This window comes from Agromyces capsici (assembly GCF_058349965.1).
Map to the genome: position 1 here is coordinate 462,030 of NZ_JBYRET010000001.1, position 26,937 is coordinate 488,966.

26 protein-coding genes are annotated in these 26,937 nt (G+C 70.9%); 6 read left to right on the forward strand and 20 right to left on the reverse strand.

Annotated features, from left to right (window positions below; genetic code table 11):
• Window positions 1–315 precede the first annotated feature (315 nt).
• The 6 genes from AC3RKB_RS02295 to AC3RKB_RS02320 all read right to left on the reverse strand — a co-directional run bounded on the left by AC3RKB_RS02295 (window position 316) and on the right by AC3RKB_RS02320 (window position 5,881).
• Entirely contained in the window at window positions 316–1,278 is a 963-nt protein-coding gene (locus AC3RKB_RS02295; RefSeq protein ID WP_491434359.1) for a LacI family DNA-binding transcriptional regulator, read from the reverse strand.
• 186 nt (window positions 1,279–1,464) lie between these two features.
• On the reverse strand, window positions 1,465–2,886 hold the full coding sequence (locus AC3RKB_RS02300) for an MFS transporter (protein WP_491436734.1): 1,422 nt from the start codon (window positions 2,884–2,886) through the stop codon (window positions 1,465–1,467).
• Window positions 2,887–3,055: 169 nt separating this feature from the next.
• Window positions 3,056–3,397 (reverse strand): L-rhamnose mutarotase, encoded by a 342-nt coding sequence (locus AC3RKB_RS02305; RefSeq protein ID WP_491434360.1) that lies wholly within the window; start codon window positions 3,395–3,397, stop codon window positions 3,056–3,058.
• On the reverse strand, window positions 3,394–4,161 hold the full coding sequence (locus AC3RKB_RS02310; RefSeq protein WP_491434361.1) for an SDR family NAD(P)-dependent oxidoreductase: 768 nt from the start codon (window positions 4,159–4,161) through the stop codon (window positions 3,394–3,396). The genes AC3RKB_RS02305 and AC3RKB_RS02310 overlap by 4 nt, the downstream gene beginning before the upstream one ends.
• Complete coding sequence (locus tag AC3RKB_RS02315; protein WP_491434362.1) at window positions 4,158–5,015, reverse strand: fumarylacetoacetate hydrolase family protein; 858 nt, start codon at window positions 5,013–5,015, stop codon at window positions 4,158–4,160. The genes AC3RKB_RS02310 and AC3RKB_RS02315 overlap by 4 nt, the downstream gene beginning before the upstream one ends.
• Window positions 5,012–5,881 carry an amidohydrolase family protein gene (locus AC3RKB_RS02320; RefSeq protein ID WP_491434363.1) on the reverse strand — a complete coding sequence of 290 codons (870 nt, stop codon included), beginning with the start codon at window positions 5,879–5,881 and terminating at the stop codon, window positions 5,012–5,014. The genes AC3RKB_RS02315 and AC3RKB_RS02320 overlap by 4 nt, the downstream gene beginning before the upstream one ends.
• A 65-nt stretch (window positions 5,882–5,946) precedes the next feature.
• Here AC3RKB_RS02320 and AC3RKB_RS02325 point away from each other — a divergent pair, with 65 nt between their 5' ends.
• Complete coding sequence (locus tag AC3RKB_RS02325; RefSeq protein WP_491434364.1) at window positions 5,947–6,666, forward strand: FadR/GntR family transcriptional regulator; 720 nt, start codon at window positions 5,947–5,949, stop codon at window positions 6,664–6,666.
• Window positions 6,667–6,670: 4 nt separating this feature from the next.
• On the opposite strand, the gene AC3RKB_RS02330 is transcribed toward AC3RKB_RS02325, so the two are convergent.
• Complete coding sequence (locus AC3RKB_RS02330) at window positions 6,671–7,642, reverse strand: aldo/keto reductase (protein WP_491434365.1); 972 nt, start codon at window positions 7,640–7,642, stop codon at window positions 6,671–6,673.
• A gap of 152 nt (window positions 7,643–7,794) precedes the next feature.
• On the opposite strand from AC3RKB_RS02330, the gene AC3RKB_RS02335 reads away from it, so the two are divergent.
• Genes AC3RKB_RS02335 through AC3RKB_RS02350 form a run of 4 tightly spaced genes read left to right on the forward strand, consistent with a single transcriptional unit; the run spans window position 7,795 to window position 11,172 of the window.
• On the forward strand, window positions 7,795–8,844 hold the full coding sequence (locus tag AC3RKB_RS02335; protein WP_491434366.1) for a zinc-dependent alcohol dehydrogenase: 1,050 nt from the start codon (window positions 7,795–7,797) through the stop codon (window positions 8,842–8,844).
• Window positions 8,841–9,599 carry an SDR family oxidoreductase gene (locus AC3RKB_RS02340; protein WP_491434367.1) on the forward strand — a complete coding sequence of 253 codons (759 nt, stop codon included), beginning with the start codon at window positions 8,841–8,843 and terminating at the stop codon, window positions 9,597–9,599. Before AC3RKB_RS02335 ends, AC3RKB_RS02340 begins: the two co-directional genes overlap by 4 nt.
• Window positions 9,596–10,207, forward strand: a complete 612-nt coding sequence (gene eda / locus AC3RKB_RS02345; protein WP_491434368.1) for a bifunctional 4-hydroxy-2-oxoglutarate aldolase/2-dehydro-3-deoxy-phosphogluconate aldolase — start codon at window positions 9,596–9,598, stop codon at window positions 10,205–10,207. The genes AC3RKB_RS02340 and eda overlap by 4 nt, the downstream gene beginning before the upstream one ends.
• Entirely contained in the window at window positions 10,204–11,172 is a 969-nt protein-coding gene (locus AC3RKB_RS02350) for a sugar kinase (RefSeq protein WP_491434369.1), read from the forward strand. The genes eda and AC3RKB_RS02350 overlap by 4 nt, the downstream gene beginning before the upstream one ends.
• 60 nt (window positions 11,173–11,232) lie before the next feature.
• Here AC3RKB_RS02350 and AC3RKB_RS02355 read toward each other — a convergent pair whose 3' ends face one another.
• Genes AC3RKB_RS02355 through AC3RKB_RS02390 form a run of 8 tightly spaced genes read right to left on the reverse strand, consistent with a single transcriptional unit; the run spans window position 11,233 to window position 20,149 of the window.
• A complete protein-coding gene (locus tag AC3RKB_RS02355) occupies window positions 11,233–12,465 on the reverse strand; it encodes a fumarylacetoacetate hydrolase family protein (protein WP_491434370.1) in 1,233 nt (410 codons plus the stop codon).
• Entirely contained in the window at window positions 12,465–13,691 is a 1,227-nt protein-coding gene (locus AC3RKB_RS02360) for a CaiB/BaiF CoA transferase family protein (RefSeq protein WP_491434371.1), read from the reverse strand. The genes AC3RKB_RS02355 and AC3RKB_RS02360 overlap by 1 nt, the downstream gene beginning before the upstream one ends.
• Window positions 13,688–14,788, reverse strand: coding sequence for a Gfo/Idh/MocA family protein (locus AC3RKB_RS02365; RefSeq protein WP_491434372.1), 1,101 nt, complete (start codon window positions 14,786–14,788; stop codon window positions 13,688–13,690). The genes AC3RKB_RS02360 and AC3RKB_RS02365 overlap by 4 nt, the downstream gene beginning before the upstream one ends.
• Window positions 14,785–15,747, reverse strand: a complete 963-nt coding sequence (locus AC3RKB_RS02370; RefSeq protein WP_491434373.1) for an MBL fold metallo-hydrolase — start codon at window positions 15,745–15,747, stop codon at window positions 14,785–14,787. Before AC3RKB_RS02370 ends, AC3RKB_RS02365 begins: the two co-directional genes overlap by 4 nt.
• A 25-nt stretch (window positions 15,748–15,772) precedes the next feature.
• Complete coding sequence (locus AC3RKB_RS02375) at window positions 15,773–16,924, reverse strand: mandelate racemase/muconate lactonizing enzyme family protein (RefSeq protein ID WP_491434374.1); 1,152 nt, start codon at window positions 16,922–16,924, stop codon at window positions 15,773–15,775.
• Between the two features lie 7 nt (window positions 16,925–16,931).
• On the reverse strand, window positions 16,932–17,837 hold the full coding sequence (locus tag AC3RKB_RS02380) for a carbohydrate ABC transporter permease (protein ID WP_491434375.1): 906 nt from the start codon (window positions 17,835–17,837) through the stop codon (window positions 16,932–16,934).
• Window positions 17,830–18,774, reverse strand: a complete 945-nt coding sequence (locus AC3RKB_RS02385) for a carbohydrate ABC transporter permease (RefSeq protein ID WP_491434376.1) — start codon at window positions 18,772–18,774, stop codon at window positions 17,830–17,832. The genes AC3RKB_RS02380 and AC3RKB_RS02385 overlap by 8 nt, the downstream gene beginning before the upstream one ends.
• Window positions 18,775–18,778: 4 nt before the next feature.
• A complete protein-coding gene (locus AC3RKB_RS02390; protein ID WP_491434377.1) occupies window positions 18,779–20,149 on the reverse strand; it encodes an ABC transporter substrate-binding protein in 1,371 nt (456 codons plus the stop codon).
• A gap of 137 nt (window positions 20,150–20,286) precedes the next feature.
• Between AC3RKB_RS02390 and AC3RKB_RS02395 the strand changes: the two genes are divergently transcribed.
• Window positions 20,287–21,039 carry a FadR/GntR family transcriptional regulator gene (locus AC3RKB_RS02395; protein ID WP_491434378.1) on the forward strand — a complete coding sequence of 251 codons (753 nt, stop codon included), beginning with the start codon at window positions 20,287–20,289 and terminating at the stop codon, window positions 21,037–21,039.
• Window positions 21,040–21,135: 96 nt separating this feature from the next.
• Here the strand turns inward: AC3RKB_RS02395 and AC3RKB_RS02400 are convergent, their stop codons facing one another.
• The 5 genes from AC3RKB_RS02400 to AC3RKB_RS02420 form a co-directional block, all read right to left on the reverse strand.
• The gene (locus AC3RKB_RS02400; protein ID WP_491434379.1) at window positions 21,136–22,668 is read right to left on the reverse strand and encodes an aldehyde dehydrogenase (NADP(+)); all 1,533 of its coding nucleotides are present in this window, start codon (window positions 22,666–22,668) and stop codon (window positions 21,136–21,138) included.
• 92 nt (window positions 22,669–22,760) lie between these two features.
• A complete protein-coding gene (locus AC3RKB_RS02405) occupies window positions 22,761–23,813 on the reverse strand; it encodes a LacI family DNA-binding transcriptional regulator (RefSeq protein WP_491434380.1) in 1,053 nt (350 codons plus the stop codon).
• Window positions 23,810–24,997, reverse strand: coding sequence for a fumarylacetoacetate hydrolase family protein (locus AC3RKB_RS02410; protein ID WP_491434381.1), 1,188 nt, complete (start codon window positions 24,995–24,997; stop codon window positions 23,810–23,812). The genes AC3RKB_RS02405 and AC3RKB_RS02410 overlap by 4 nt, the downstream gene beginning before the upstream one ends.
• Before the next feature lie 14 nt (window positions 24,998–25,011).
• Complete coding sequence (locus AC3RKB_RS02415; RefSeq protein WP_491434382.1) at window positions 25,012–25,794, reverse strand: enoyl-CoA hydratase/isomerase family protein; 783 nt, start codon at window positions 25,792–25,794, stop codon at window positions 25,012–25,014.
• A complete protein-coding gene (locus AC3RKB_RS02420) occupies window positions 25,791–26,936 on the reverse strand; it encodes an extracellular solute-binding protein (protein WP_491434383.1) in 1,146 nt (381 codons plus the stop codon). The genes AC3RKB_RS02415 and AC3RKB_RS02420 overlap by 4 nt, the downstream gene beginning before the upstream one ends.
• Between the last annotated feature and the right edge of the window lies 1 nt (window position 26,937).

Consider the following 26,937-nt stretch of genomic DNA (forward strand, 5'->3'; position numbering starts at 1 on the left):
CGCACGACGCACGACGCACGACGCACGACGCACGACGCACGAAGCACGACGCACGAAGCACGACGCACGAGTGTTTCCGTTCGCGCCCAATGTTGCCGCTGCAGCGGTCACACTCGGCGCGAACGGAAACACTCGGCGGGAATCGGCCTGTCGTGCCGAGGCTTCAGGCCACCCCGGTCGACACGAGCTCGCAGGATGAGCCGCGTCAGAGGCCGCGTAGGCGAAGTCCCAGCCGTGTCATCCTGCGAACTCGGGGCGACGGGGTCGCGACCGAGGCGCGGCCGTCTCTGGCGCCCGCGGTACGTCGGCTGCGCGTCAGCCGCACCCGCACGAGTCGCGGAGCACCAGGTGGAACTCGTCATCGGTCAGCCTGCGCAGGCCGAGTTCGCCGTCGGCGAGCGCGAGGTCGAGTGCGTCGCTCGCGAGGCGGGCGATGGGCTGCTGGATCGTCGTGAGCCGCGGCACGGCGAACTCGGCCAGCTCGGTGCCCTCCGAACTGATGAGGGCGAGGTCACCGGGGATGCGGAGGCCGAGGTCGGCGGCCGCCCGGATCACGCCGATCGCCTGCGCGTCGGATGCGACGAGCATCGCCGTCGGCCGCCCCGGCTCCGCCAGCACGCGCATCGCCGCGTCGAAGCCGCCCGCGCGCGTGGGCGGCGCCGTGAACGCCCGTCCGACCGGCGAGATGCCGTGCCGGGCGAGCTCGTCAGCCCACCCCTGCACGGCTCGCCGGCTGATCACGAGCCGTTCGTCGTTCGTGAGGATCGCGACATCCCGATGCCCGTGCCCGATGAGGTGGGCGGTCGCCGCCGCCGCGCTCTTCACCACGACCTCGGGCCGGTCGATGACGACGACCGGGATGCCCATGTCGGCGAGCGCCGCGAAATCCTGCAACGGATCGACGCTCAGCAGCACCATGGCGTCGACGCGCCGCTCGACCAGCAGCTCGATCTGCCGGCGCTCGCGCTCGACCTGCCAGTCGGTGTTCGCGATGAGCAGCTGGCGGCCGATCCGGTCGGCCGCCGTCGAGATCGCCTTCGTGAACTCCGTGAAGTACGGCAGCCCGATGTCGGGGATCACGAGCCCGACCGACCGCGTCGTGCCGGTGCGCAGGTAGCGCGCGACGCCGTCGACCTTGTACCCGAGTTCGTCGATGGCAGCGAGCACCCGCGCCCGCGCGGCCGCCGACACCGGTCGCGGCCCGTCGTTGAGCACGTACGACACGACCGCGGGCGAGACTCCCGCCGCCCGGGCGACGTCGTTGCGCGTGACGGCCATGCTCGAATCGTACCCATCGGTGTCGCCGCGCGGTCGGGCACGGATGGCACGCGACGCATGAGAATCCGGGTCAGGGGCTGCTCCTCGGGCCCATGTCCCGGATTCTCATGCATCAGGAGTTCGCGTTCGGCTGAGGTCGTGCGGCGAGCCTTGGTCACCCCGGTCGTTCGGGCGTCAGTCCGGGCGTCAGCCCGCGCGCCGCCCCGGCTCCTCCGGCAGCGACGGATGCCGCTCCTGCGGGGCGTGGTGCCGCGGGATGAAGAGCGCCACCAGCAGAGCGATCACCGCGGCCGCGCCGCCGAGCACGAACGAGATCTGGAACGCGACCGGTTCGGGGACCGCGACGCCGTCGACGTCGATCGCGAACGAGGCGAGCACGGCGCCGACGACCGCGGCGGCAGTGCTCGTGCCGAGCGAGCGGAACAGCGCGTTGAGGCCGTTCGACGCGCCGGTCTCGGACTGCGGCACCGAGCGCATGATGAGCATCGGCATGGCGGCGTAGCCGAAACCGATGCCGACCCCGATGCCGATGTTCGCGACGACGAGTTGCCACACCTCGCTCTGGAAGAGCAGCGTGAACGCGTAGGTGAGGGCCAGCGCGATCGCGCCGAGCACGAGCAGGAGCTTGGGGCCGACGGCGCTCGCGAGCCGGCCCGAGAACGGCGAGAGCACCATCATCACGAGCCCGGACGGCATCACGACCAGGCTGGCGGCGACGAGCGACAGGCCGAAGCCGCCCGTCGCGACCGGCAGCTCGAGCAGCTGCGGGTAGATGACGTTCGACGCGAAGAGCGAGAAGCCGAACGCGACCGAGGCGAGGTTCGTGAGCAGCACGGGCCGCCGCGCCGCGACGCGCAGGTCGAGGAGCGGATCAGTGATCCGCAGCTCGTACCAGCCCCACGCGAGCAGCACGAGCAGGCCGCCGAGTCCGCAGGCGAGCACCGGAGGCGACATCCAGCCCCATTCGTTGCCTCGTGAGACGGCGAGCAGGATGCCGACGAGCCCGACCGCCAGCCCGATCGTGCCGACGTAGTCGAACCGACCGCCGGTGCGCAGCGCGCTCACGGGCACGACCCACAGCACGAGGCCGAACACGACGGCACCGAGCGCGGCCGACACCCAGAACAACGCGTGCCAATCGCTGCGTTCGGCGATGAACGCGCTGATCGACAGGCCCAGCGCCCCGCCGACGCCGAGCGTCGCGCTGATGAGCGCGACCGCCGAGTTCACGCGCTCCTCGTGCAGCACGTCGCGCAGGATCGAGATGCCGAGCGGCACGACGCCCGTCACCGCCCCCTGCAGCGTGCGGCCGACGATCACCCCGACGATGCCCGGCGAGAGCGCCGCGATCACCGAGCCCAGCACGAGCAGGGCCAGCAGCACGAGCACGATGCGGCGCTTGCCGTACATGTCGCCGAGGCGTCCCGAGATCGGCGTCGCCACGGCCGAGGCGAGCAGCGTGGATGTCACGACCCACGCCGTGTCGTCGCGGCTGGCGTCGAGCAGCTCGGGCAGCTTCGACTGGATCGGCACGACCAGGGTGAACATGAACGACGACGCGAGCCCCGCGATCGCGAGCACGGTCACGATGGCGCCCTGCCGTGGCATCCGGGTCAGTCGGCGTCGCGAGGAGTTCGTGGGCGCCGATGCTGCGGTTCCGTCGGTCGACATCCTTGCGATCGTATCCGGGGACGACCGATGTCGGAGCCGGAACAGGTGTCGCGGCCGACCTGGATGCCGGCCTCTCCAGCAGTCTCCACGGCCGGAACGATCGCGTTCAGTCCAGGTGGAAGATCTCGGGGATCTCCTTCCACCACTCCCCCTCGGCGCGGTCGGGGACGGGCTGCTGCAGCGGCTCGCACACCGACCACCATTCCCGCGTGACGGGGTCGGCGGCGATCGCGGCCATGTCGGCCTCGAGGTCGTCGCCGACGTATTCCATGTAGGCGAAGAGCACCTCGCCGTGTCGGTAGATCGAGTAGTTGCGGATGTTGCTGAGCGTGAGTCGCTCGAGCACCGCCGGCCAGACGGCGGCGTGGAGTCGCTCGTACTCCTCGCGGTGCTCGGCGGGCAGGCCGATGACCGAGGCGAGGCGTTGTCCGCGCGCCGGCTCGCTCATGCGCGGGCTCCGGGCGGGCGCGGGCGGAGGTGGGTGATGCCGCCGTCGACGTCGAGTGCGGTGCCCGTGGTGGAGCCCGACTGGGGGCTCGCGAGATAGGCGATCGCCCCGGCGACCTCCTCGGGCGTGACCATGCGGCCCGTGGCCTGGCGGGCGTCGAGCGCAGCGCGCTCTGCGACCGGGTCGGCGAAGCCCTGGAGCATTCGCTCGACGAACGGGGTGGCGACCGTGCCCGGGCTCACGCAGTTCACGCGAATCCCCTCACCGACGTGGTCGGTCGCCATCGCGTACGTCAGGGCGAGCACGGCTCCCTTCGACGCCGAGTACAGGGCGCGCTGCGGAAGCCCGTTGAGGGCCGCGATCGAGCAGAGGTTGACGACGGATGCCGCGCCAGAGCGCCGCAGCCACGGCAGCGCCGCCGCGGTCACGCGTGCCATCCCGACGACATTGACGTCGAGGACCCGCGCCCACTCGTCGTCGTCGTTGTCCTCGACGGTCCCGACCGCACTGATGCCGGCGTTGTTCACGAGGATGTCGATACCGCCGAGCCGGTCGGCGATCGCGGCGACCGCCGAGCTGACGGAGGCCCGATCCGCGACATCCGCGGTGAAGCCGAGGAGGGGCTCGGGGAGGCCGTCGATGGAGCGGTCGAGCACGGCCACGCGCGCGCCGCGCTCGGCGAGCGCCTGCGCTGCGGCCAGGCCGATGCCCGACGCGCCGCCCGTCACCGCGGCGACGAGGCCGTCGAACTCCGCGGCGCTCATGCCTGCACCATCCGCTGGCTGGCACGGCCGAGGCCGTCGATCTCGAGTTCGACGGTGTCGCCTGGGCGGAGGTACGGGGTGCCGGGCAGCCCGAGCGCGACGCCGGCGGGCGTGCCCGTGTTGATGACGTCGCCCGGCTGCAGCACCATGAACTGGCTGAGGTACCAGATGACGTGTGCGACGGAGAAGAGCATGTTCTCGGTCGAGCCGTCCTGGCGCTGCTCGCCGTTGACCCAGAGCCGGAGACCGAGCCGCTGGGGGTCATCGACCTGGTCGGCGGGCACGAGGTCGGGCCCGAACGGGTTGAACGTCTCGCAGCTCTTGCCCTTGTCCCACTGGCCCCCTCGCTCGAGCTGGAACTCGCGCTCCGACACGTCGTGCGAGACGGCGTAGCCGGCGACGTGCGCGAGCGCGTCGGCGGGCGAGTCGAGGTAGCGCGCGGCTTTGCCGATGACCACGCCGAGTTCGACCTCCCAGTCGGTCTTCTCGGAGCCGCGCGGGATGAGCACGTCGTCGTACGGGCCGACGAGCGTGTACGGGTCCTTCATGAAGATCACCGGTTCGGCGGGCAGCGCCGCGCCGGTCTCCTCGGCGTGGTCCCGGTAGTTCAGGCCGATGCAGACGATCTTGCCTGGGCGGGCGATCGGCGCGCCGACCCGGTCGCCGCCGCCGTCGTAGTCGGGAAGCGAGTCGAGCGCGTCTCGCACGCGCGCGATGCCGCCTGCGGCGAAGAACGCGCCGTCGTAGTCGGGCGCGACGCTCCGCGCGTCGAGCACGCGGTCGCCGGCGCGCACGACGGGCACCTCCTGTCCGGGGGCGCCCAAGCGGGCGAGGGTGAAGCTGTCGGTCATCATGGGCCTTCCGTGTCTTCCGTTTCGGGGAGTGAGTAGAACCGGCGGGCGGTGCCGGCGAGGATCAGGTCCCGCTCGTGCGGGTCGAGGTCGGCGACGAGCGCGTCGATGCCGCCGAACACCCGCTCGTAGCCGCCGGCGATGAGCGAGACCGGCCAATCGCCGCCGTACATGAGCCGGTCGGGACCGAACGCGGCGAGGGCGTGCGCGAACACCGGACGAAGCTGCTCGACGGTCCAGTCGCCCGGATCGCCGACGGTCGAGTACAGGCCCGACACCTTGGCGAAGACGCGCGGGTTCTCGGCGACGCGGGAGATGAGCGAGGCCCACGGCTCGAGGTCGTCGAGGCCGATCGGCGGGTGGCCGAGGTGGTCGAGCACGAGATCCAGATCCGGATGCCGCTCCGAGACGGCGAGCACGGCCTCGAGGTGCTCCGGCACCACGCCGGGGACGTCGAGCGGTACGGCGGCGGCCTCGAGGAGGTCGAGGCCGGCATCCACGTCGGCTCGCCGGAGCCAGTGCGGGTCGGCCTGCATGTGGATGAGCGTTCGCACGCCGCAGAACCGGGGGCGCTGCCGCAATTCGTCGAGGCGTTCGCGGGCGCGGTCGGGATCCTGCAGGGGTAGGTAACCGACGATCCCGAGCACGAGCGGCTGGGCGGTGGCCACCTCGAACATCAGGTCGGTGTCGTGGTCCTCGTCGGCGGACTGCACGAGCACCGTCCCCGTGATGCCGGTCGCCTCGAGGGCGGGCCGCACGTCGTCCAACCCGAACGACCGGTGGAGCACGCCGGCCTCGGGCGTCAGCCAGTCGTAGCGGGCCCGATCGAGATCCCAGACGTGCTGGTGGGCATCGATGATCCCGCTCATGCGGCCACCTCCCGAATCGAGACCAAAGGTCTGATGATTCTGGCCCGCTCACCTATGATGTGCGCATGGGATCGCGCTCGAACGTCGTCGTCGACGGAATTCGCCAGATGATCACGAGCGGCGAGCTCGTCGCAGGCTCGCGGCTGCCGGTGGAGCGCGAGCTCGGCGCACGGCTCGGCGTGTCGCGCGGACCGCTGCGCGAAGGGGTACGCGCGCTGGTCGTGCTCGGCGTGCTCGAGACCCGGCAGGGCGACGGCACCTACGTGACCTCGCTCGAGCCCGGGCAGTTGCTCGAACCGCTCGGCATGCTCGCCGAGCTGCAGAGCCCCGAGAACAGCGTGCACCTGTTGGGCGTCCGGCGCGTTCTCGAGCCCGAGGCCGCAGCCCAGGCAGCCCTTCGCATCTCCGACGACGAGCTCGCCGAGGCGCGCCGCATCCTCGAGCGGGGCGAGGCGATCCTCGCCGCCGGCGACGAGATCGACCTCGAAGGCACGATCGACGTCGACACCGACTTCCACCGCGTCATCGCGACCGCGAGCGGCAATCCCGCCTTCGCGGCGATCATCGAGGCGCTCGTCAGCCGTACGTCGCGCGCGCGGCTGTGGCGAGCCATCCACCAGCATGGAGCGGTGCACGACACCCAGCGGGAGCACCGCGCCATCCTCGACGCGCTCGAGGCGCACGACCCCGACCGCGCCCGGATCCGCATGGGCGTGCACGTGCTGGGCGTCCAGGAGTACACCGAGCGGCACGTCGGCGAGCAGCCCGGCGCCGACGGGGACTGACGACTCACACATCGCGCACGAGTCCCCGCTCGGAGAGCGCCCGCCAGAATGCCTCGGGGATCTCGGCCGAGTACCGGGCGGCGGTGCTCGCCACCTGGTCGGCGGTGCGCATGCCCACCACGACCGAGACGACGGCGGGATGCCGCAGCGGGAAGGCGACCGCGGCCTCGGGCAGCGTGAGGCCGAACTCGTCGCAGACGTCGGCGATCGCGTTCGCGCGCGCGAGCACGTCGGTCGGGGCCGGGCCGTAGTCGTACGTGGCGTCAGCCGCGGGGCGCGGCTTCGAGAGCAGTCCGGAGTTGTAGACCGCCGCGGCCACGATGCCGACGCCGCGTTCGGCGGCGATCGGCAGCAGGTCCTCGAGCGCGCCCTGCTCGAGCAGCGTGTAGCGCCCGGCGAGCATGATCACGTCGACGTCGTGGCGACGCACGAACTCCGCGGGCATCGCCGACTGGTTCATGCCCGCGCCGATCGCGCCCACGAGCCCCTCCTCGCGCAGCTCGATGAGAGCCGGGATCCCCTCGGCGTGCGCCTGCGGCCCGTGGTCGTCGGGATCGTGCAGGTACGCGATGTCGATGCGGTCGAGGCCGAGGCGCTCGAGGCTCTGCTCGACGGAGCGGCGGACGCCGTCGCGGCTGAAGTCCCACTCGCGCCGAAGGGTCGCGGGCACGGCGAATCCGCCGTCGTCCATCGTGCCATCGGGGTACCCGCTGCGGACGAGGAGTCGTCCGACCTTCGTGGAGAGCGCGAACTCCTCGCGGGGGCGCTCGCGCAGCGCCTCGCCGAGCCGCCGTTCCGAGAGCCCGAGGCCGTAGTGGGGAGCGGTGTCGAAGTAGCGGATGCCGGCCGCCCAGGCCGCATCGACGGCGGCCCGCGCCTCGGCGTCGGTCGTCTCTCGATACAGGTTGCCGAGTTGCGCCGCGCCGAATCCGAGTTCGGTGAGGGCGGCGCCCGTTCTCAGCGTGCGGCTCAGCATCGAGGAGACCTCCATTGGGCGGGTGCGACTGCGTAAAGGTTAGATGACTTGCCGCAGAATCTCCATTTCTCTGCCACAATGAGGTTGCAACGGCGCGAAAGGTCTCCCCAATCCACCTCGCGACGTCCCACCGACATCCGCGAGGAGGAGCAATGCTGACCGCCGCGTACACGGGCGACTCGACCATCACCGTCTCCGAGGCCGAGCGCGTACCACCCGCACCCGGACAGGTGCAGATCCGTGTCGCGTTCGTCGGCCTCTGCGGCACCGACCTGCACGTCCTCCACGGCAGCATGGACGCCCGGGTCGACACCCCATTGGTGTTCGGGCATGAGATGAGCGGTGAGATCGCCTCGCTCGGCGAGGGCGTCTCGGGTTGGAGCGTCGGCGACGCCGTGACCGTGATGCCGCTGGCCTGGGACGGCACCTGCCCGGCATGCCGCGCCGGGAACGAGCACATCTGCCAGAACCTCGACTTCATCGGCATCGACTCGCCGGGCGCCCTGCAGGCGTACTGGAACGTCCCCTCCGAGGTGCTGGTGGCCCTCCCCCGCGGCATCGCCCTCGATGCCGCGGCTCTGGTCGAACCCGTCGCCGTCGCCGTGCACGATGTGCGCCGCTCCGAGATCGCGCCCGGCCAGAAGGCCGTCGTGATCGGCGGCGGGCCCATCGGCGTGCTCATCGCGACGGTCGCGCGCGCCTTCGGTGCCGAGGTCTCCGTGATCGAGCTCGACTCGAACCGCCGCAAGCAGGTCGGCGACCTCGGATTCGCGACCATCGACCCGCGCGAGGTCGACCAGGTCTCGTGGGTCGAGGAGTGGACCGGCGGGGCCGGGGCGGACGTCGTCTTCGAGGTCTCGGGCGCCGCGGCCGCGGTGCTGGGCGCGACCTCGCTCGCCAAGGTGCGCGGCACGCTGGTCGTCGTGGCGATCCACCCTGCACCGCGCGAGATCGACCTGCAGCGCGTGTTCTGGCGTGAGCTTCGCATCCTCGGTGCCCGCGTCTACCAGCGCGACGACTTCGAGACCGCCGTCGAGCTCGTGGCCGACGGCACCATCCCGAGCGAGGTGCTCATCACGAAGATCGTGCCCCTCGCCGAGACCCGGGCGGCGTTCGACGACCTCGAAGGCGGCCGCGCGATGAAGGTGCTCGTCGACGTGCAGGCGGGCCAGGCCACGACCGACGAGGAGGCCGCGGCATGAGCGTCAGCTTCGATCTCACCGGGACGACCGCGGTCGTCACCGGCGCCAAGCGCGGCATCGGCTTCGCGATGGCCGAGGCCCTGGCCGGGGCCGGCGCCGACATCATCGGCGTGAGCGCGAGCCTCGAGCCCGAGGGCAGCGCGATCGCTGCGGCCGTCGAGGCGCACGGCCGACGCTTCGAGGCGCACGCGGTCGACTTCGCCGACCGCGACGCGGTCCTCGCCCTCGCCGAGTCGCTCGGCGAGCGTCGCATCGACATCCTCGTGAACAACGCCGGAACGATCGAGCGGGCGCCCGCGGCGGAGCATCCGCTCGAACTCTGGGATCGCGTCGTCGAGGTGAACCTCTCCAGCCAATTCGCACTCACCCAGGCGATCGCGCGCGGCATGCTCGAACGCCGCCACGGCCGGGTGATCTTCACGGCGAGCCTGCTGAGCTTCCAGGGCGGCATCAACGTGCCCGGGTACGCGGCGGCGAAGTCGGGCATCGCAGGGCTCATCCGGGCGCTCGCCAACGAATGGACCGCCCGCGGCGTCACCGTCAACGGCGTCGCGCCCGGCTACATCGCGACCGACAACACGCAGGCCCTGCGCGACGATCCCGACCGTTCGAAGGCGATCCTCGACCGGATCCCGGCGGGCCGCTGGGGTCGCGCCGACGACATCGCGGGCGCCACGCTGTTCCTCGCGTCGCCCGCGGCCGACTATGTGTCGGGCGTCATCCTCCCCGTCGACGGCGGATGGCTCGGACGATGATCCTCGACGGCGAGCGCTTCGTCCCGGTCGTCGTCCTCGACGACGCCGTACGGGCGGTTCCCGTCGCCGAGGCGCTGCAACGGGGTGGCATCCGGTGCGCCGAGATCACCCTGCGCACCCCTGCCGGCATCGACGCGATCGCGGCGATCCGCGACCTGGGCGACTTCACGGTGGGCGCCGGCACGGTGCTCACGCCCCATGACGTCGACCGGGTGGTCGACGCCGGTGCGCGCTTCGTCGTGAGCCCCGGCCTTGCCGAGGATGTGGTCGAGCGAGCCCTCGAGCGCGGCGTCGAGGTCGTCCCAGGCGTGGCGACGGCGACCGAGGTCCAGCGCGCCATCCGCCTGGGTCTCACGCTCCTCAAGCTCTTCCCGGCGGAGCCGCTGGGCGGACTCGGGCTGATCCGAGCGCTCGCGGGGCCGTTCCCCGACGTGCGATTCCTCCCGAGCGGCGGCGTCGGCGCCGCGAACGCGGCCGCGTATCTCGCCGAACCGAACGTGTTCGCGGTGAGCGGCAGCTGGATGGCGACCCGTGAGCTCATCCGGACGGGCGACCTCGAGGCCATCGAGCGGCTGAGCCGCGAGGCCGTCGCGGCGGTCTCCCCGTGAACGCCGACGCCGAAGCCACGCGCGGCGTCCTGACGATCGGCGAGGGGCTCGGCGTGCTCCGCACCCGCGGAGTCGGCTCGCTCGCCCATGAGCCCGACCTCGTCGTCGGCACCGGCGGCGCGGAGGGCAACGTCGCGATCGGGCTGGCGCGCCTCGGCATCCCGGTGACCTGGCTCGGCCGCGTGGGCGACGACGGGCTCGGCACGCGCGTCGTGCGCGAGCTCCGCGCCGAGGGCGTGACCGTCGTCGCTGCGGTGGATGACGCGGCAACGGGCCTCCTCCTCAAGGAGACCCCCGCACCGGGCCGCACCCTCGTGACCTACCACCGCGGCGGCAGTGCGGGCAGCCGGGTCTCGACGGCCGACCTCGACCAGGTGGATGTCGCCGCGTTCGACCTCCTGCACGTCACCGGCATCACGCCCGCGCTCTCGGCGTCGGCGCACGAGACGATCGACACGGCGGTGAACCGCGCCCAAGAGGCGGGCGTGCGGGTCTCGTTCGACGTGAACCAGCGCAGCTCGCTGTGGTCCGACGCCGACGCGGCATCCGCCGTCTACCGCTCACTCGCCGCACGGGCCGACCTCGTATTCGCAGGCGTCGACGAGGCGGTTCTGCTGACCGGGCTCGCGGATTCCGCTCCTGAGGACCTGGCGCGCGCGATCGCCTCGCTCGGGGCTGCCGAGGTGGTCGTCAAACTCGGTGAGGCGGGCGCGATCGCGCTCGTCGACCACGTGGTGGAGCACCGTGCGGCCGTCCCGGTCGTGGTCGTCGACACCGTCGGCGCGGGCGACGCGTTCGTCGCCGGCTACCTCGCCGCGCTGCTCGCGAGCGAGGCGCCCGCCGGGCGGCTCGACTTCGCCGTGCGCACGGGTGCCGCGGCGTGTACGCACCCCGGCGACTGGGAGGGATTCCCGACCCGTCGCGAGCTCGACCGCCGGTTCGGCGACGACCCGGTCTCGCGCTGACGGCCGCGCTCGCACGCCGCCGCCGCCGCGCGCTCGGCCGAACCGGAGCACGCCGTCGGATCAGCCCAGCAGCCTGCGCGCGGTCAGCGATCGGTAGAGCGCGTCGATGCCGAACGTCCACGGTTCGGCGTCGGCAGTGGAACGGACGCGATTGACGAGCGCGCCGAGCCGCGGCTCGGCGATGCGGACGAGGTCGCCGTCGCGGTGCGTGAATCCGCGCCCGGGCACGTCCCGGTCGTCCACAGGCGCGAACATCGTGCCGAGGTAGAGCACGAAGCCGTCGGGGTACTGGTGGTGCGCGCCGACGACCTGTCCGACGAGGTCGACCGGATCGCGGCTGATGCGGGCGAGTTCGCTCGTGCCGTCGAGGCGGTAGCCGTCTTCGCCGTCGATCGAGAGGCGCACGACCGACGCGCGCAGGTCGTCGATGCCGTAGCCGTCGTCGAAGAGCCGGATGAACGGGCCGAGCGACGCCGAGGCGTTGTTGTCCTTGGCCTTGCCGAGGAGCAGGGCGCTTCGGCCCTCGACGTCGCGCAGGTTCACGTCGTTGCCGAGGCTCGCGCCCGCGATGCGGCCCGTCGAGCTCACGACGAGGACAACCTCGGGCTCGGGGTTGTTCCACTGCGAGGCAGGGTGCACGCCGACGTCGACGCACGGCCCGACGGTCGCGAGCACGGGTGCCTTGGTGAACACCTCGGCGTCCGGCCCGATGCCGACCTCGAGGTACTGGCTCCACCAGCCGCGTTCGATGAGCAGGGCCTTCAGCGCACCCGCCTCTTCGGATCCCGGCTTCAACGACTCGAGCGAGCCGCCGATCGTCGCGAGGATCTCGGCGCGGATCGCGGCCGCGGCGCCCTGGTCGCCGCGAGCACGTTCCTCGATGACGCGCTCCAGCATCGAGACGGGGAACGTCACGCCCGCGGCCTTGACGACGTGCAGGTCGATCGGGGAGAGCAGCCACGGGCGGCCGGCGTCGCGCGTCTCAGGCGGGGTGTTCGCAACGAGGTCGTCGAGTGAACCGAGCACGGGTCCCTCTGCGGCGGTGACGGCCGCGAACGGGTCGTCGTGCTCGGTGAGCGCGCGCATCGTGGGGAACGTGCGCGCGAGATCGACGACGCCCTCGGGCCGCAGGGCGACGACGCTCGGCCCATCGGCGGTCCAGGCACGCCCGACGAGCGTCGCCGTGTCGGCGTCGCCGGGCAGGATTCCGCGGGCGTCGGGCCAGGTCATGACGGTGGTGCTCCTCGTGGTCGGCGTCACGTCGTTGCGCTCCCCGAGCGTGGTACCGGCCATCACGCGCTCGCGACGACGTGCGACGGTTCGGTGGCGCGCGCCGCACCCGAGGAGAGCAGCGCGTCGATCGCCCGCTCGCCGAGCCCGGCCTCGGCGAGGACCTCGCGCGTGTGCTCGCCGACGAGCGGCGCACCGCGGTACACCTGGGGCGGCGTCGCCGAGAAGCGGTACGGGAAGCCCGGTGTCTTGACGTGCCCCTCGGTGGGGTGGTCGTACTCGACGAACGTGCCGTTGTGGATGATCTGCGGGTCGTCCACGAGGTCGTCGTAGCCGAGCACTGGTCCGATCCAGATGCCGGCAGCGCCGAGCGTGTCGAGCCAGTGCGCCGACGGCTTCTCGCGGAGCTTCGCCGCGGTGCGCGCGTGGATCTCGTCGCGCCGGGTCCACCCCTCGACCTCGCTGTTCCAGCCCTCGAATGCGGGCTCGTCGATCAGGCGGCCCAGCTCGTGCAGGTCGGCGAACGCGAGCGCCACGAAACCGTCACTCGTCGCGAAGACGCCGTAGGGCGCACGGATGTAGACGTGCGCGTGCGGCTCGTCGGATCGCTGCTGGGACTTGCCGCCGACGGTGTAGACCGAGAGCTCCTGCATCTGCAGGGTGGTGAGCGCGTCCAGCATGTTGACGGTCACGAGCTGGCCCTCGCCCGTGCGCTCGCGGTGCAGGAGCGCCGCGAGCACGCCCTCGAACGCGGTCGAGGCGGTCACCGCATCGGCGAGGTACTGACCGGCGGGCGACGGCTCGTCGCCGTGGCGTCCGGCCGAGAGCATCGCGCCCGACATCGCCTGCAGCAGGAGGTCCTGGCCGGGGCGGTCGCGGTAGGGGCCGTCCTCGCCATAGCCCGAGATCGAGACGTACACGATCGACGGGTTGATCGCGCGCAGCGACTCGTAGTCGACCCCGAGGCGGGCGGCCACGCCGGGCCGGTAGTTCTGGAGGAACACGTCGGCGGTCGCGACGAGCTCGCGGAGGGCCTCGCGACCCTCTTCGCGCTTGAGGTCGAGGGCGACCGACCGCTTGTTGCGGTTCAGCGAGAGGAACGAGACGTTGACCTCGTTCCCCGCGGCGCCGCCCGCGGCGGTGTGTCGCTGCCACTCGCCGGTCGTCGGTTCGACCTTGATCACGTCGGCTCCGAGGTCGCCGAGGCGCTGGGCGGCGAACGGGCCGGCCATGGCGATGGAGCAGTCGAGCACGCGGTAGCCCGCGAGCACTCCATGGTTCTGGGTCACGCGGACTCCTCGTTTCTGTGGTCGGCTTCGGCCTCGGTCGTGCGGTGGACGGCGACCTCGGCTCCCCCGGCCGCGGCGCTTCGCAGCATCGCATCGATGAGCTCGACGGAGCGGGCCGCGACCTCCGCATCGGAGTTGTTCTCCGTGCTCGCGCCGGTGATGAGGTCGATGAATCGGTTGGGCGGCACGATGCACTCGTATGCGCCCGCGCCGGGCTCGATGTCGAGGTCCCACCGCTGCCCGTCGTAGCGGTGCAGCGTGACGCGTTCGCGCTCGGTGTCGAGGAGCAGCACGCCCTCGGTGCCGAAGATGCGGAGATCGACCTGGTAGGGATCGCCGTCGGGCAGCGTCGCCGCACCCGAGAGCGACCCGAGCGCGCCGCCGTCGAACGTGATGACGGCCGCGTCGAACAGGTCGACTGCTGCGCCTCCGTTCGACACCTTGGCCATGACGGATGCCGCGCGCAGCTCGCTCAGCCAGAACAGCAGTGCGCTCGAGTGGGTGACCTGCCCGTGCGCGTACCCGCCGCCGCGCGACGGCGACTGCCACGTGCGCGGGTCGGGCCCGCTCGTCTTCGAATCCCACAGGGAGCGGATGTGGTTCGTGTCGCCCGCGAAGAGCCCCCGCGTCGGCGAGGCCATGTGGCAGAGCACGTGCTGGATCTCGCCGAGACAGCCCGCCGCGACGAGGCGACGAGCCTCGATCGCGAACGGCTTGTAGTTCCATCCGTACGGCGCCAGGAAGTGCACCCCCGCGGCGCGCACGCGATCGGCGAGATCCCAGCCCTGCTCAGCCGTGAGCGTCACCGGCTTCTCGAGCAGCACGTGCAGGCCTCGCTCGATCGCGGAGACCGCCTGCGGGTGATGCAGGTCGTGGGGCGTCGTGATCACGACGGCGTCGAGGTCCTGGGCGAGCAGCTCGTCGTAGTGGTTCGTGGCCATGCCGAAGCCGAACTGCTCGCGGACCTCCTCGAGCTCGGGACCGATGCCGCAGACGCCGACGAGCTCGACATCCTCTCGGCCCGCGAAGATCGGGAAGTGGTTGCTCGTCGCCCACCAGCCGGCGCCCACGGCGCCGAGTCGGACCGGCGCGCTCATCGGACCGGGCTCCAGCGACGGCGACCCGCGGCATCCACCTGCTCGGTCACGACGCCGCGAGCCGCGAGCCGTTCGAGGTTGCCCGTGACCGGGAAGACGGCGTAGTCGAGCGCGTCGGCCGGCCACGGCCCGAGTGCCGCTCCGGCTGTGCGGACCAGCTCGAGCGTGGTGCGCGGCTCGTCGCTCGCCTCGAGGATGCCCGCGAGGACCTCGTCTATGCGCTCGGTGTACGCCTCGCTCTCGTCGAGGAACGTCCGGACCCCGTCGCCCTCGTAGACGGGGTAGTGCGCCGTGAGCAGCAGCTCGACGTCGAGGTCCCGGAACCCGCGGAGGCTCGCGACGTAGGGATCGACGTCGCGGTAGGTCGGGGGGAAGGCCGCCCGGCCGTCGGCCAAGGGCACGGTGGTGCCCAGCGTCGCATCACCGATCATGAGCGCGCGGTGCTCGGGATCGTGCACGGCGATGTGGCCCGGGCTGTGGCCCGGCACGTGCAGGACCCGAACGGCGCGGCCACCGAGGTCGAACTCCTCGCCGCCGGCCAGTCGCTCGTCGACCGGGACCAGGTCGGAGACGCTGCGCAGGTACGCGGTGGTCTCGGGGGCGTCGTCGAACCCGTCGGTCGCGCGGAACTCGCCGTAGCGGACGTCGATGAGACGGTCGACGTCCTCGACGAGCTCGGCATCGAGGTCGTGCGCGAGGACCCGGACCGACGGGATCGCCGCCTTCAGCGCCCCGTTGCCGCCCGTGTGGTCGTAGTCGCAGTGCGTGTTGACCGCCCAGCGCAGGTGCTCGCGCGGGATGCCGGCCTCATCGAGGTACGGCAGCAGCGTCTCGGTGATGCTCTCGCGGATGCCCGTGTCGACGAGCATCGCGGCATCGTCCCCGACGAGCAGGTAGAGCGCGACGAAGCGCTCGCCGAGCGGTGCCTGCACGCGGTGCAGACCCGGCCTGATCTCCATGGAGTCCGTCCTTCCGGTGTCCGCGTCAGCGCTCGACGCCGTCGAGCACGACGCGGAGCCCCGCACGAACGGGCCGCATGTGGGGACCGGCCGGGTTCGCCCAGCCGTCGCCCCTGCGTGCGCCGTCGATCGCGACCTCGTCGATCCGGATGCCCGAGCCCGGCTCGTCGCTGAGCACGATGCCGCCGTCGGTGAACTCGTGGTCGACGAGCACCCCGTCGGCGAAGTCGATCGCCTGCACCTCGGTGGTCAGGTGGTTCGGCACCGCAGTCATGACATGCGCGACCGCCGGATTGGCGTTGTAGCCGACCGTGCTCACCGGCAGGTCGCGTGCTGCGGCGGCGAGGGCGAGCCGATGCATGTGGCTGACGCCCCAGATGGCGCCCGCCTGCACGATGTCGGGAGCGCCAGCGTCGAACAGGGGGCGGAACTGGTCGACGCCGGTGAGGTTCTCGCCGGTCGCGACGGCGGCGCGGACCGCGGTGCTGAGGCGCGCGTGGCCGACCGCATCCCACCGTCGCAGCGGCTCCTCGACCCAGAGCAGGTCGACGTGCTCCTCGAGCGCGCTGACGTAGCGCACCGCCTGCTTGACCTGCCACGACTCGTTGGCGTCGAGCATCAGGCCCGGGCGCGAGGTGTTGGCGGCGAGCACGTCGGAGAGGATGCCGAGGCGGCGCAGGTCGGCGTCGAGGTCGAGACCGCCCTTGAGCTTTCCCGCGACGAAGCCGCGGTCGGCGAACTCGGAGTAGAACGCGGCGAGCTCCTCATCGTCGAGCGCGATGTCGAGGCCGGAGGCGTAGCCCGGCACGAACCGGTCCCGGCCACCGAGCAGGCGCCAGAGCGGCTCGCCGGCCGCCTTCGCCTTGAGGTCCCAGAGGGCTGCGTCGAAGGTCGCGACGCCGCCGTACGTGGCGCCGGCATGACCCGACTTGAACACCTGCGCGAGCATGCGGTCGAACAGCGCCGCGACGCTCCGCGGGTCCTCCCCCTCGATGGCAGGGAAGAGGCGGCCGAGGTCGGCGTGCGAGCCGATGCCCACGCCCTCGACGCCGGAGTCGGTCTCGACGATGACGACCGGCACCTCGGTGACGGCCTCCACGATGTGGCCGTTCACGTCGCCGATGGAGCGCTGCCAATGCTGCTGCGCGGTGAGCGTGCGATACCCGGTGATCTTCATGGGGTCATCACTCCTTGGTGCCGCCGGCGGTCATGCCCTCGACGAGGAAGCGCTGCGCGAAGAGGAAGATCAGCAGGATGGGCGCGACCGACAGCAGGGTCGCGAGCGCGAGCGTCGGCAGCTGGATGACGATGCTCGACGCGGTGGTCGGGTTGAACGCCGGCACGTTGGAGAGCAGGTTCGCCAGGCCGACCTGCACCGGGACCTTGTCGCCTCCGACCACGAGGAACGGCAGGAAGTAGTTGTTCCAGTTGGCGACGAAGCTGAAGAAGCCGACGAGCGCGATGACTGGGGTCGCGAGCGGCATCGCGACATGCGAGAAGACGCGGAGTTCGCCCGCGCCGTCGATGCGGGCCGCGTTCAACAGGTCTCGCGAGACCGCGGTCGAGAAGTAGATGTACGTGAGGTACACGCCGAACGGGAAGAACGAGAAGGGCAGGATCACCGCGAGCGGACTGCCGATGAGGCGCGCCGCGCTCAACTCGAGGAAGATCGGGAGCACGAGCGCCGTGTTCGGGATCAGCATCACGACGAGCGTCGTGACGAGCAGGAGCCGTCGTCCCCTGAACTCCATGAGGGCGAGCGCGTACCCCGCGGGGACGCTCACGATCAGCGTGATCGCAAGCGCCGCGAACGAGTAGAAGGCCGAGTTGCCGAGCCAGGTGGCGAACACGCCGCTGCCGAACGCGAAGAGCTCGTTCCAGTTCGCGCCGAGCTGCTCGAACGAGCCGAAGCTGAACGGGCCGTCGAGCAGCAGCTCGTTGTTGGTCTTCGTCGGAGCGAGCAACAGCCAGATGATCGGCACGATGAAGAACGCGGCGAAGGTCAGCAGCACGACGGCCACGAAGGCGCGGCCGATCCACTGCCCCGGAGTGAGTGGGCGCCGCCGACGGCGCAGGGCGAGGTCAGTCACGTTCGAACAGCTTTCCGCGGAAGATGAAGACGGTGGACAGGCCCAGCGCAACCACGAGGAGCACCACCGAGATCGCGGCCGATCCCGAGAAGTCCCCCTGGCGGAACGCGTACAGGTACGCCAGCTGGTTGAGGGAGTAGTCCTCCGGTACGACGTTCTTCGTCGCCTGGGCGAGGACCTTGGGCTCGACGAAGAGCTGCGTGCCGGCGGCCAGCGACATGATGCCCATGTAGCTGATCCACTTCGTGAGCATGGGGAGCTGGATGTACCACGCCACCTTCACGGCGCCGGCGCCGTCGATGCGCGCGGCCTCCATGATGTCGGCGCTGATGTTGTTGAGTGCGCCGTACATGATGACGATCCATCCGCCGGCGCCGGCCCAGAAGGCGATGACCGTGAACACGACCGGCAGGTTGCCGACGGCGACGACGTTGACGAGCGACTCGAAGCCCATCGACCGGAGGAGCGCCGAGGCCGGACTGACGGACGGGTCGAGCATGAACAGCCACAGCAGCACGCTCGAGGCGCCGGCGATCGCCCCGGGGATGTAGAAGAGGAACCGGGCGGTGTCACCGAGCCAGCGGACCCGGATGGCGTGGACCACGATCGCGAGGAGCACGACGAAGATGAGGAGGCTGATCAGCCAGAAGACGATGTAGAGCGCGACGTGCGCGACGGCCGGCAGGAACCGGTAGTCGTTGAAGACCCGGATGAAGTTGTCGAATCCGACGAAGACGCCGTCGCGGGTGAACGAGAGGTAGAGCGCGTAGAGCGTGGGGAGCAGCCCGAACGCGATCAGCAGCAACGTGTAGCCGCTGACGAAGACGTAGCCGAACCGCGCCTGCCCTGCGTTGACCCGGGCGGGGCGCCGGCGCTCCGGCCGGCGCCGTCCCGAGGGGACGACGCCGGCAGGAGCCGGAGGTGCGGTGACAGTCACGACGTCACTCCACCGTGTACCCGTTGACGGTGGCCTCGTTCTCGAGCTCCGTCTGCCACGCGGGCAGCAGCGAGACGATGCTGTCGCCCTCGGCGATGCCGGGGATGACGACCTTCGCCCACGCGGTCTCGGGACTCCACGACGTGACGTTCCATCCGTCCCAGATCTGCCCCGCGGCATCCGACATGACGGTCTTGAAGTCGTCGTTGACGAAGTAGCCGGCCTCGGCCTGCTTGTCGAGCCACTTCTCGGCGGCCTCCGAGTAGGCCGGGTAGCCCGAGGACGCCTCGACCTGGAACTCGTCGGCGCTGGTGACGAACTCGAGGAAGGTCTTGACCGCCTCGAGGTTCTTCGAGTGGCTGGAGGCGTACCAGATGCCGCCGCCGACGTTGCCGGCTGCGACCTCGCCGCCCTCCCACGTCAGCGGGGGCGCGACGCCGATCTCACCGGCGGGCGTCGCGAGTCCGCCCTGGAAGATGGCACCGGTGTACCAGACCGGCCCCGGCACGCCCACCAGCTTGTCGGCGTAGTTCGCGGCGAACTCGGGGCTGAAGAAGCTGTCCTGCACGAGCGTGCCGTTGGCCAGCATCCCATCGATGATCTCGGAGATCTTCTCGGCGTTCTCGTCGGACGTGTCGGAGTGGAAGACACCCGGCTCGGGCGACTGGAAGACGGGCGACTCGGAGCCGCCGTAGTAGACGTAGGTCATGAAGCTGTCGCCCATGCTGCCGAGGATGTAGCCGGGATGCTCTGCGGCGAGCGCGTCGCCGAGCTCCCCGTACTCCTCCCACGTGGTGGGCACCTCGTAGCCGAACTGGTCGAGCAGCTTCTGGTTGTAGTAGAAGACGGTCTGGGCCAGGTCGTTGCGCAGGCCGTAGACCGTTCCGTCGATCGTGGCGTAGTCGAGCGAGCCCTCGGCGAAGCCGTCGAGGAACTCCTGGTCGATGAGGCCCGTGTTGAGCGGTGCGGCGAAGCCGGGCTCGCCCTGGGCAGTGTCCTTCGAGGCCCAGATCGCGTCGTTCTGCTGGGTCGAGAAGACGATGTCGGGCCAGCCGTCGCCGGCCTGGTCCATGAGCGAGATCTTGCTCTGGAACGAGCCGCTGCCGCCGGCGTTGCCGTCGTAGGTCTCGAGCTTCACGTCGATGTCGGGGTACGCCTCCTGGAAGGCGGTCACGGCGGGCTCGCGTGAGGCGTCGACCCACACGGTGATGGGACTGTCGGCCACCTGCTCCGGCGCGGCGAAGCCGTAGGTGTCGTCACCCCCACCCTCGGCGCCGGTGGAGCACCCGCTGAGGACGAGGAGGCCGGTGGCCGCGACGGCCCCGGCGGTGATCAGCCGAGTGGCTCGGCGTCGGAAGGACGAGTGCTGGGACATGTCGCGCATTCCTGTTCTGGTCGGCGTCGATGACGACTGGGGCGCCCGAGTGGGCTCAGAGCGATTACATCATACGTCTTACTAACACGCAAGGAAAGGTAATAGGTGTGATCACTTTTGACGGTTATGCTGTCCGCATGTCCATCGAACGTGCCGCCGGGGTCGAGCAGGCCGCCTACCCGACCATCGCCGCCCGCGCGCGGACGCCGCGGCTCGGCGTGACGGTGGTGGCCGACCTCGTCGACGCCATCGTGCGCGGCGATCTCGCGCCCGGCACGTCGCTCCCGCCCGAGGCGGTGCTCTGCGAACAGTTCGGCGTGAGCCGGACCGTGATCCGCGAATCGGTCAAGCGCCTCGAGGAGAAGGGACTCGTCACCGTCGCCCAGGGCCGCGGTACGCAGGTGCTCGGCGCGGAATCATGGAACATGGTGGACGCCACGGTGCTGTCGGCGCTCGTGGCCAACGACGCCACACTTGGAATCCTCGACGACCTCAGCAGTGTGCGCGCTTCGCTCGAGGGCCTCATCGCGCGCGATGCGGCGATCGACAGGTCGCCGGAGCAGCTCGAACGGCTCCGCGAGGCACTTCAGCTCATGCGCGACACGATCGACGACGAGCCCGCCTTCAATGGAGCCGATGTCGTCTTCCACACGACGGTCGGCGAGATGAGCACCAACCGGCTGGCCGTGAACCTGGTGAAGATCCTGTTCGGACAGGCCCGCGAGAGCGCCCGCTTCCACCTGCACAGCCGGCTCGAGACGACGCTCGAGGAACACGAACGCGTATTCGCCGCCATCGAGGCCGGCGACGCCGATGGCGCCGAGCAGTCCATGCGGTCCCACATCGCTGACGCCTGGGAGCGCCGGCGCCCGCCGAACCCGCGCCGGTAGGGCGCTCTCATTCGCCGGTTCCGCCGAGGCGAATGACGGCCACTCGAGCGGGGATCGCGTCACGGGCCGGCGGTGAACCGCGGGACGGTCGTCACCTCACTCCGCCGATGCCGTCTCCAGCACCCCGTCGACTCGCCGCGGAATCCCCCGGTACTCGTCGCGCAGCTCCGTGGGCAGGAGCGCGGTCGGCGCGTTCTGCCACGCGAGCGGACGGAGGAAGCGGCGGATCGCCGTGATGCCGACCGAGGTGTGGAAGGAGTTCGTCGCCGGCCACGGACCACCGTGGTGCTGCGCCCACGACACCCTCACGCCGGTGGGATATCCGTTGAAGACGATGCGGCCGGCTGCGGCGGCGAGCTGCGGCAGCATGCCCGCGACCGCCGACTGATCGGCGTCCTCGAGGTGCAGTGTCGCAGTGAGGGAATCCGGAACCGTTCGCAGCGCGGCCAGCAGCTGGTCGGTGTCGTCGTACTCGACGACGAGCACGAGCGGTCCGAACGCCTCGACGGTGTGCTCGGGAGAGAGATCGGCGGCATGCACCCGCAGCACTCGCGCGTCCACGGCGAACCCCTCGGCGGTCTCGGCCCCGTCGCTGCCGGTTCCGAGCAGCGACTCGACCGAACCGGCCTGCTCGAGTTCGCGCTCAGCGGCCCGGAACGATTCGACCACGCGATCGTTGAGCAGCACTCCCGGCGCGGCCGCGCCGACCGCTGAGACGAGCTGGGTCGCGAATCGAGCGGCGTGCTCTCCCGCGGGCACGAACGCGAGGCCGGGCTTGGTGCACAGCTGCCCGGCCGAACCCGTGATGGATCCCGCGAGCCCGGTGGCGATCGCCTCGCTGCGAGCGCGAAGCGCCTCCTCGGTGATGATGAGCGGGTTGACGCTCTGCAACTCGCCGTAGAACGGGATCGGTCGCGGGCGACGCTCGATGATGGCGCGAAGATGCTCGGCAGCACCCAACGAGCCCGTGAAGCCGACGGCGGCGACGCCCTCGTGCGCGACGAGTCGCGACCCCGCCGCCTGCCCGAACACGATGCCGATGGTTCCGTCGGGTCCACCCGCGCGGGCGACTCCCTCGCGCAACGCCTCGTAGGACGCCTTCGACGTCAGCGGGTGCGCGCTGTGCGCCTTGGCGATGACGGGATTGCCCGCCGCGAGCGCGGATGCGGTGTCGCCACCCGGCACCGAGAAGGCGAACGGGAAGTTGCTCGAGCCGAAGACCGCGACCGGACCGATCGGCACCAGCATCCGGCGCACGTCGGGCTGCGGCCCCATCGGCGTTTCGCCGGCGTGATCGATCGCGGCCTCGAGGTACCCGCCCTCGCGCACGGCCTGGCCGAAGAGCCGGAACTGGAACACGGTGCGGGTGAGTTCGCCGTTCAGCCGCACCGGGGTCAGCCCGGTCTCGGCTTCGGCGGTCGCGACGAGCTCGGCGCGCCGTTCCTCGATCGCATCGGCCAACGCGTCCAGCAGGTCGGCACGCCAGGCGCGGTCGCGCCGCTCGAGCTGCTCGGCGGCGCCGAGCGCCTGTTCGACGATCGCGTCGACCGCCTCGTCGCTCGTGGCTTCGATGCCGGTGTCGGAGCGGACGCCGGTCCGCGGGTCGGTGGTGGAGAGCGTGGTCGACATGGGTCCTCGCAGTTCTTGTGGTGTCGTCGGCGGCGGTGACGCCGCGCGATGGGGAGGGCGCGGGTGGAGTTCGGGGTTGCGGAGTCGCGGGTTCAGGCGCTCTCGCGCACCATCAACGTGAACCCGAGGTCGATGGAGACGGACTCTGCGTGCGGATCCATGATTCGCTCGAGGATGAGCTCGCCGGCTCGCCGACCGATGCTCTCGTTGGGGGTCTGGATGGTCGTGAGCGGCGGCGGCAGGTGCCTGCTCATCTCGAAGTCGCCGAAGCCGGTGACGGCGATCTCCGTGGGGACGTGAATCCCTCGGCGGTGAGCGGCCAGCAGCGCCCCGGTTGCGAAGATGTCGCTCGCGCACACCAGCACGTCGGTCTCCGGGTGCTGCTCCCGGGCCTGCTCGAGCAGCCAGCCGCCGGCCTCGACGCTGATCCCGCGGGCTCCCGTGTCGAGGATCCGGACGGGTTCGTCGGGCAGCAGGCGCGTGATCGTGTCGCGGAAGCCGTCGCGGCGAGCATGGGCGCGCGAGTCCGCACCGGTCAGCCATCCGGCGAAGGTCGGGTGCCGGTATCCGGCGCCGACGACGTACTCCGTCATGGCGGCGAACGCGTCGCGGTTCGAGAAGCCGACCAGCGAATCGATGGGGTCGTCGGTCCAGTCCCAGGTCTCGACGATCGGGATGTTGGAACGCTGCAGCAGTTCGCGAGTGCCGGCGGTGTGCGAGGCGCCCACCAGCACGATGCCGTCGGGTCGCCGGCCGAGGAACGCGCGGAGCACCTCCTCCTCGCGGCCTTCGTCGTACCCGGTGGTGCCGAGGAACAGCTGGATGCCGGCAGCGGAGAGCACCGCCTCGAGTCCGTGCACGGTGTCGGCGAAGACCGAGTACGACATCGCCGGCATCACGGCCGCAACAGTGCCGCTGCGGTTCGACGCCAGGTTGCTCGCCGCACGATTGGGCACGTAGTTGGTGGCGCGGACCGCTCGCATGACCGCGTCGTACGCGGCCACGGAGACCTGGTCGGGACTGCGGATGGCACGCGACACGGTCGACGGCGACACGCCCGCGAGGGCGGCGACCTCGTCGAGCGTCACGGTGCCGGTGGCACGGCGGGTGACCTTCGGATGCTGCTGCACCTCGGCGTCGATCACACGAGGTTCCTCACTGCCAGGTTCCTCATGAGCGCGGTGACTCCGAATGTCCACGGCTCGCACTCCTCGCTGTGACGGACGACGTTCACCAGTGCGCCGAGCCGCGCCGAACGGATCACGACGACGTCATCCACCCTATGCGTGAAGCCCATGCCGGGCTCGTCGCGGTCGTCGATCGGCGCGAAGAGCGTGCCGAGCATCAGGACGGCCCCGTCGGGATACTGGTGGTGGCGCCCGATGAGCTGACGCGCGAGTTCGAGGGGGTCCCGACTGATCTGGCGCATGTCCGATTCGGCATGCATCGCGAACCCATCCGCCCCACGCACGTCGACGCTGACGGCCATCGTCCGCACGTCGTCGATGCCGAACCCCTCGTCGAACAGGCGGATGAACGGGCCGGTCGCGCATGACGCGTTGTTGTCCTTCGCCTTGGGCAGCAGCAGTGCGCTGCGCCCCTCGATATCGCGGAGGTTGACGTCGTTCGCGAGCATGGCACCGACGACGGAGCCCGCCGAGGACAGCACGAGGGCGACCTCCGGCTCGGGGTTGTTCCACGTCGACGTGGAGAGCACGCCGATCTGCTCCCCCGTTCCGAGCGCCGAGAGCGGCATCGCCTTGGTGAAGATCTCGGCGTCGGGCCCGATCCCGACCTCGAGGTACTGCGACCACAGGCCTTCATCGATGAAGAACTGCTTGAGCTCCGCCGCTCGCTCGGACCCCGGAACGACGCCGCGCAGGTCGCCGCCGATCCGCGAGGCGATCAGTTCGCGAAGGTCGGATGCCGCCATGAGGTCGCCGCGCGCCCGTTCCTCGATCACGCGCTCGATCATCGACACGGCGAAGGTCACTCCGGCGGCCTTGACCGCCTGCAGGTCGTGTGGGGCGAGCAGCCACGGCCGACGGAGGTCACGCTGATCGAAGGCCGTGTTCGCGTAGACCTCCTCGAGTGTGCCGACGACCTCGCCTGCCACTGCGCGAGCGGCTGCGGCGGGGTCGGCTTCCTCGAGGAGTTCGCTCACGGTCGCGTACCCCCCGGTGAGTGATCGCAGCACCTCGCCGTCCACGAGGATGGGCGTCGGGCCGCAGACCCTCGGCTGCCAGACGCGCCCGATGAGCAGTGCGTCGGCCGCATCGACCGGGAGGCTGTCGCGCAGCGGCGGGAACCAGGACATCGTCGAGTTCATGGAAGCCCTCTTTCTCAGCGGCCGGTGAATCGGCCGGCGCGCTTCTCGGCGAACGCGGCGCGACCCTCCGCCGCATCCTCGGTCGCGAAGCAGATCGTCTGCAGGTCGCGTTCATAGCGCATCGCGTCGTCGAAGGGCATCGTGAACGCAGCTCGCAGGTTGGCTTTGGCGGTCTGCGCCGCGATCGGCGGGCGCGATGCGATGACCTCGGCGAGCTCGCGGGCGCGATCGAGCAGGGCGGCCGGCGGATGCACCTCGGAAACGAGACCCCATGCCTTCGCCGTCGCCGCGTCGATCGGGTCGCCGGTGAGCAGCATCATGGCGGCGTTGCTGGGACCGGCGGAATGGGCGAGGAACGCACTCATCCCGCCCCCGCCGATCCACCCGAGCTTGATCTCGGACGCCGCGAGCTGCGCCGTGTCCGCGGCGAGGCGGATGTCGCAGATCATCGCCGTCTCGACGCCGCCGCCGAACGCGTAGCCGTTGATCGCCGCGATGATCGGCTTGCGCAGTTCGCGGAGCGCGTCGCAGTAGTCGACGCGGTTGCGGAACTCCCACGGCGTCGCGTAGTCGTCGAGCGTACGGATGTCGGATCCGGCGCAGAACGCCCGCTCGCCCGCGCCGGTGATCACGACGGCGCGGACGGTGTCGTCGTCGTTGCAGGCGTGGGCGAGCCTGGTGAGCTCTTTCGACATGGCGGGTGTGACGGCGTTGAGCTTCTCGGGACGGTTGAGCGTGATCACGACGACGTTGCCGTCGACGTCGACCGCCACCTCGTCGAGCTGACCGGTGATCATGAGCGGAGCTCCTCTCGTGCGACGGCGTCCGCGGCCGCATTCTGTAGGTGGGTGAGCGTCGCGACGACCTCCGCGGCCGCTCGATGTTCCCGGAGCGCGTCGCGGACGACGCGCGACATCGCCGATTGCACGGGCGTGAACCCGGCGAAGCGAGGTCGAGTCCATGCCGCCTCGATCGTCGATCGAGTCCGACGGTAGAAGTCGCCGACGGGGGCGTTGACGGCGTCGCTCTCCCAAGCGGTGCGCATCGCCGGCTGCCCGGCGTGCAGGGGGATGAAGTCCGCCTGCACCTCGTCGGACAGCAGCCACGCCAGGTGGCTCCGGAGGGCGTCGGTCACGTCGGCGCGTCGCGTCACGGCGATCCCGGTGCCGCCGATCGTCGAACCGATCGTCCCGCTCGGGCCCACGGGACTCGGGCCGAACGTCACGGGGCGCTCGAGTCGCCGGTCGGCGTACCCGACGTAACCGTAGACGAGGGGGATGTAGGCGATGTCGTCGGCCGAGGTCATGCGTTCCAGGAGTGCGATCGGATTCTGCGCATCGGTGGCGCGCGGGGCGCGACCGGCGAGTCCGGCCAGCAGGTCGAGCGCCCGTTCGGCGGTCACGAGGTCGACCACTTCCGACGCGGCGCCATCGGCGAGGGGAGCGCCGAGGCTCCGGCACACCGAGGCGAACGTGAGGTAGGCGTGCGGTCCCGACAGCGACAGGGCGACGGGCGCGCGACGGGAGAGCTCCACGACGTCGTCCCAGGTACGGGGATCGACGTCGACGAGGTCGGCGCGGCGCGCGCTCACCTGCGTCGCGGCATCGAGCGGCAGCGCCCACGTGCTCCCGCCGAGCCGGTAGGCGTCCAGCGAGGGCCCGACCGCGCGCGCCGAGAGATCAGCGACGTACGCGGTGCCCATGACGGACTCCATCGGCTGGAGGCATCCGCTCGCGACCGCATCACCGAGATGCGGATGGTCCAGCACGATGAGGTCGTAGCGCTCGGCGAGCTGTTCCAGAGGAGCCGACTCGAAGCCCTCGAGCGGGTGCACCTCCCATCGGAGGTCGACCCCGCCCTCCGCCGCGATCGGGACGGCGGCCTCGAGCGCCGCCCGTCCCCGAGGGTGGTCCCAGGTGAGACCCACGTACTGCGCCACG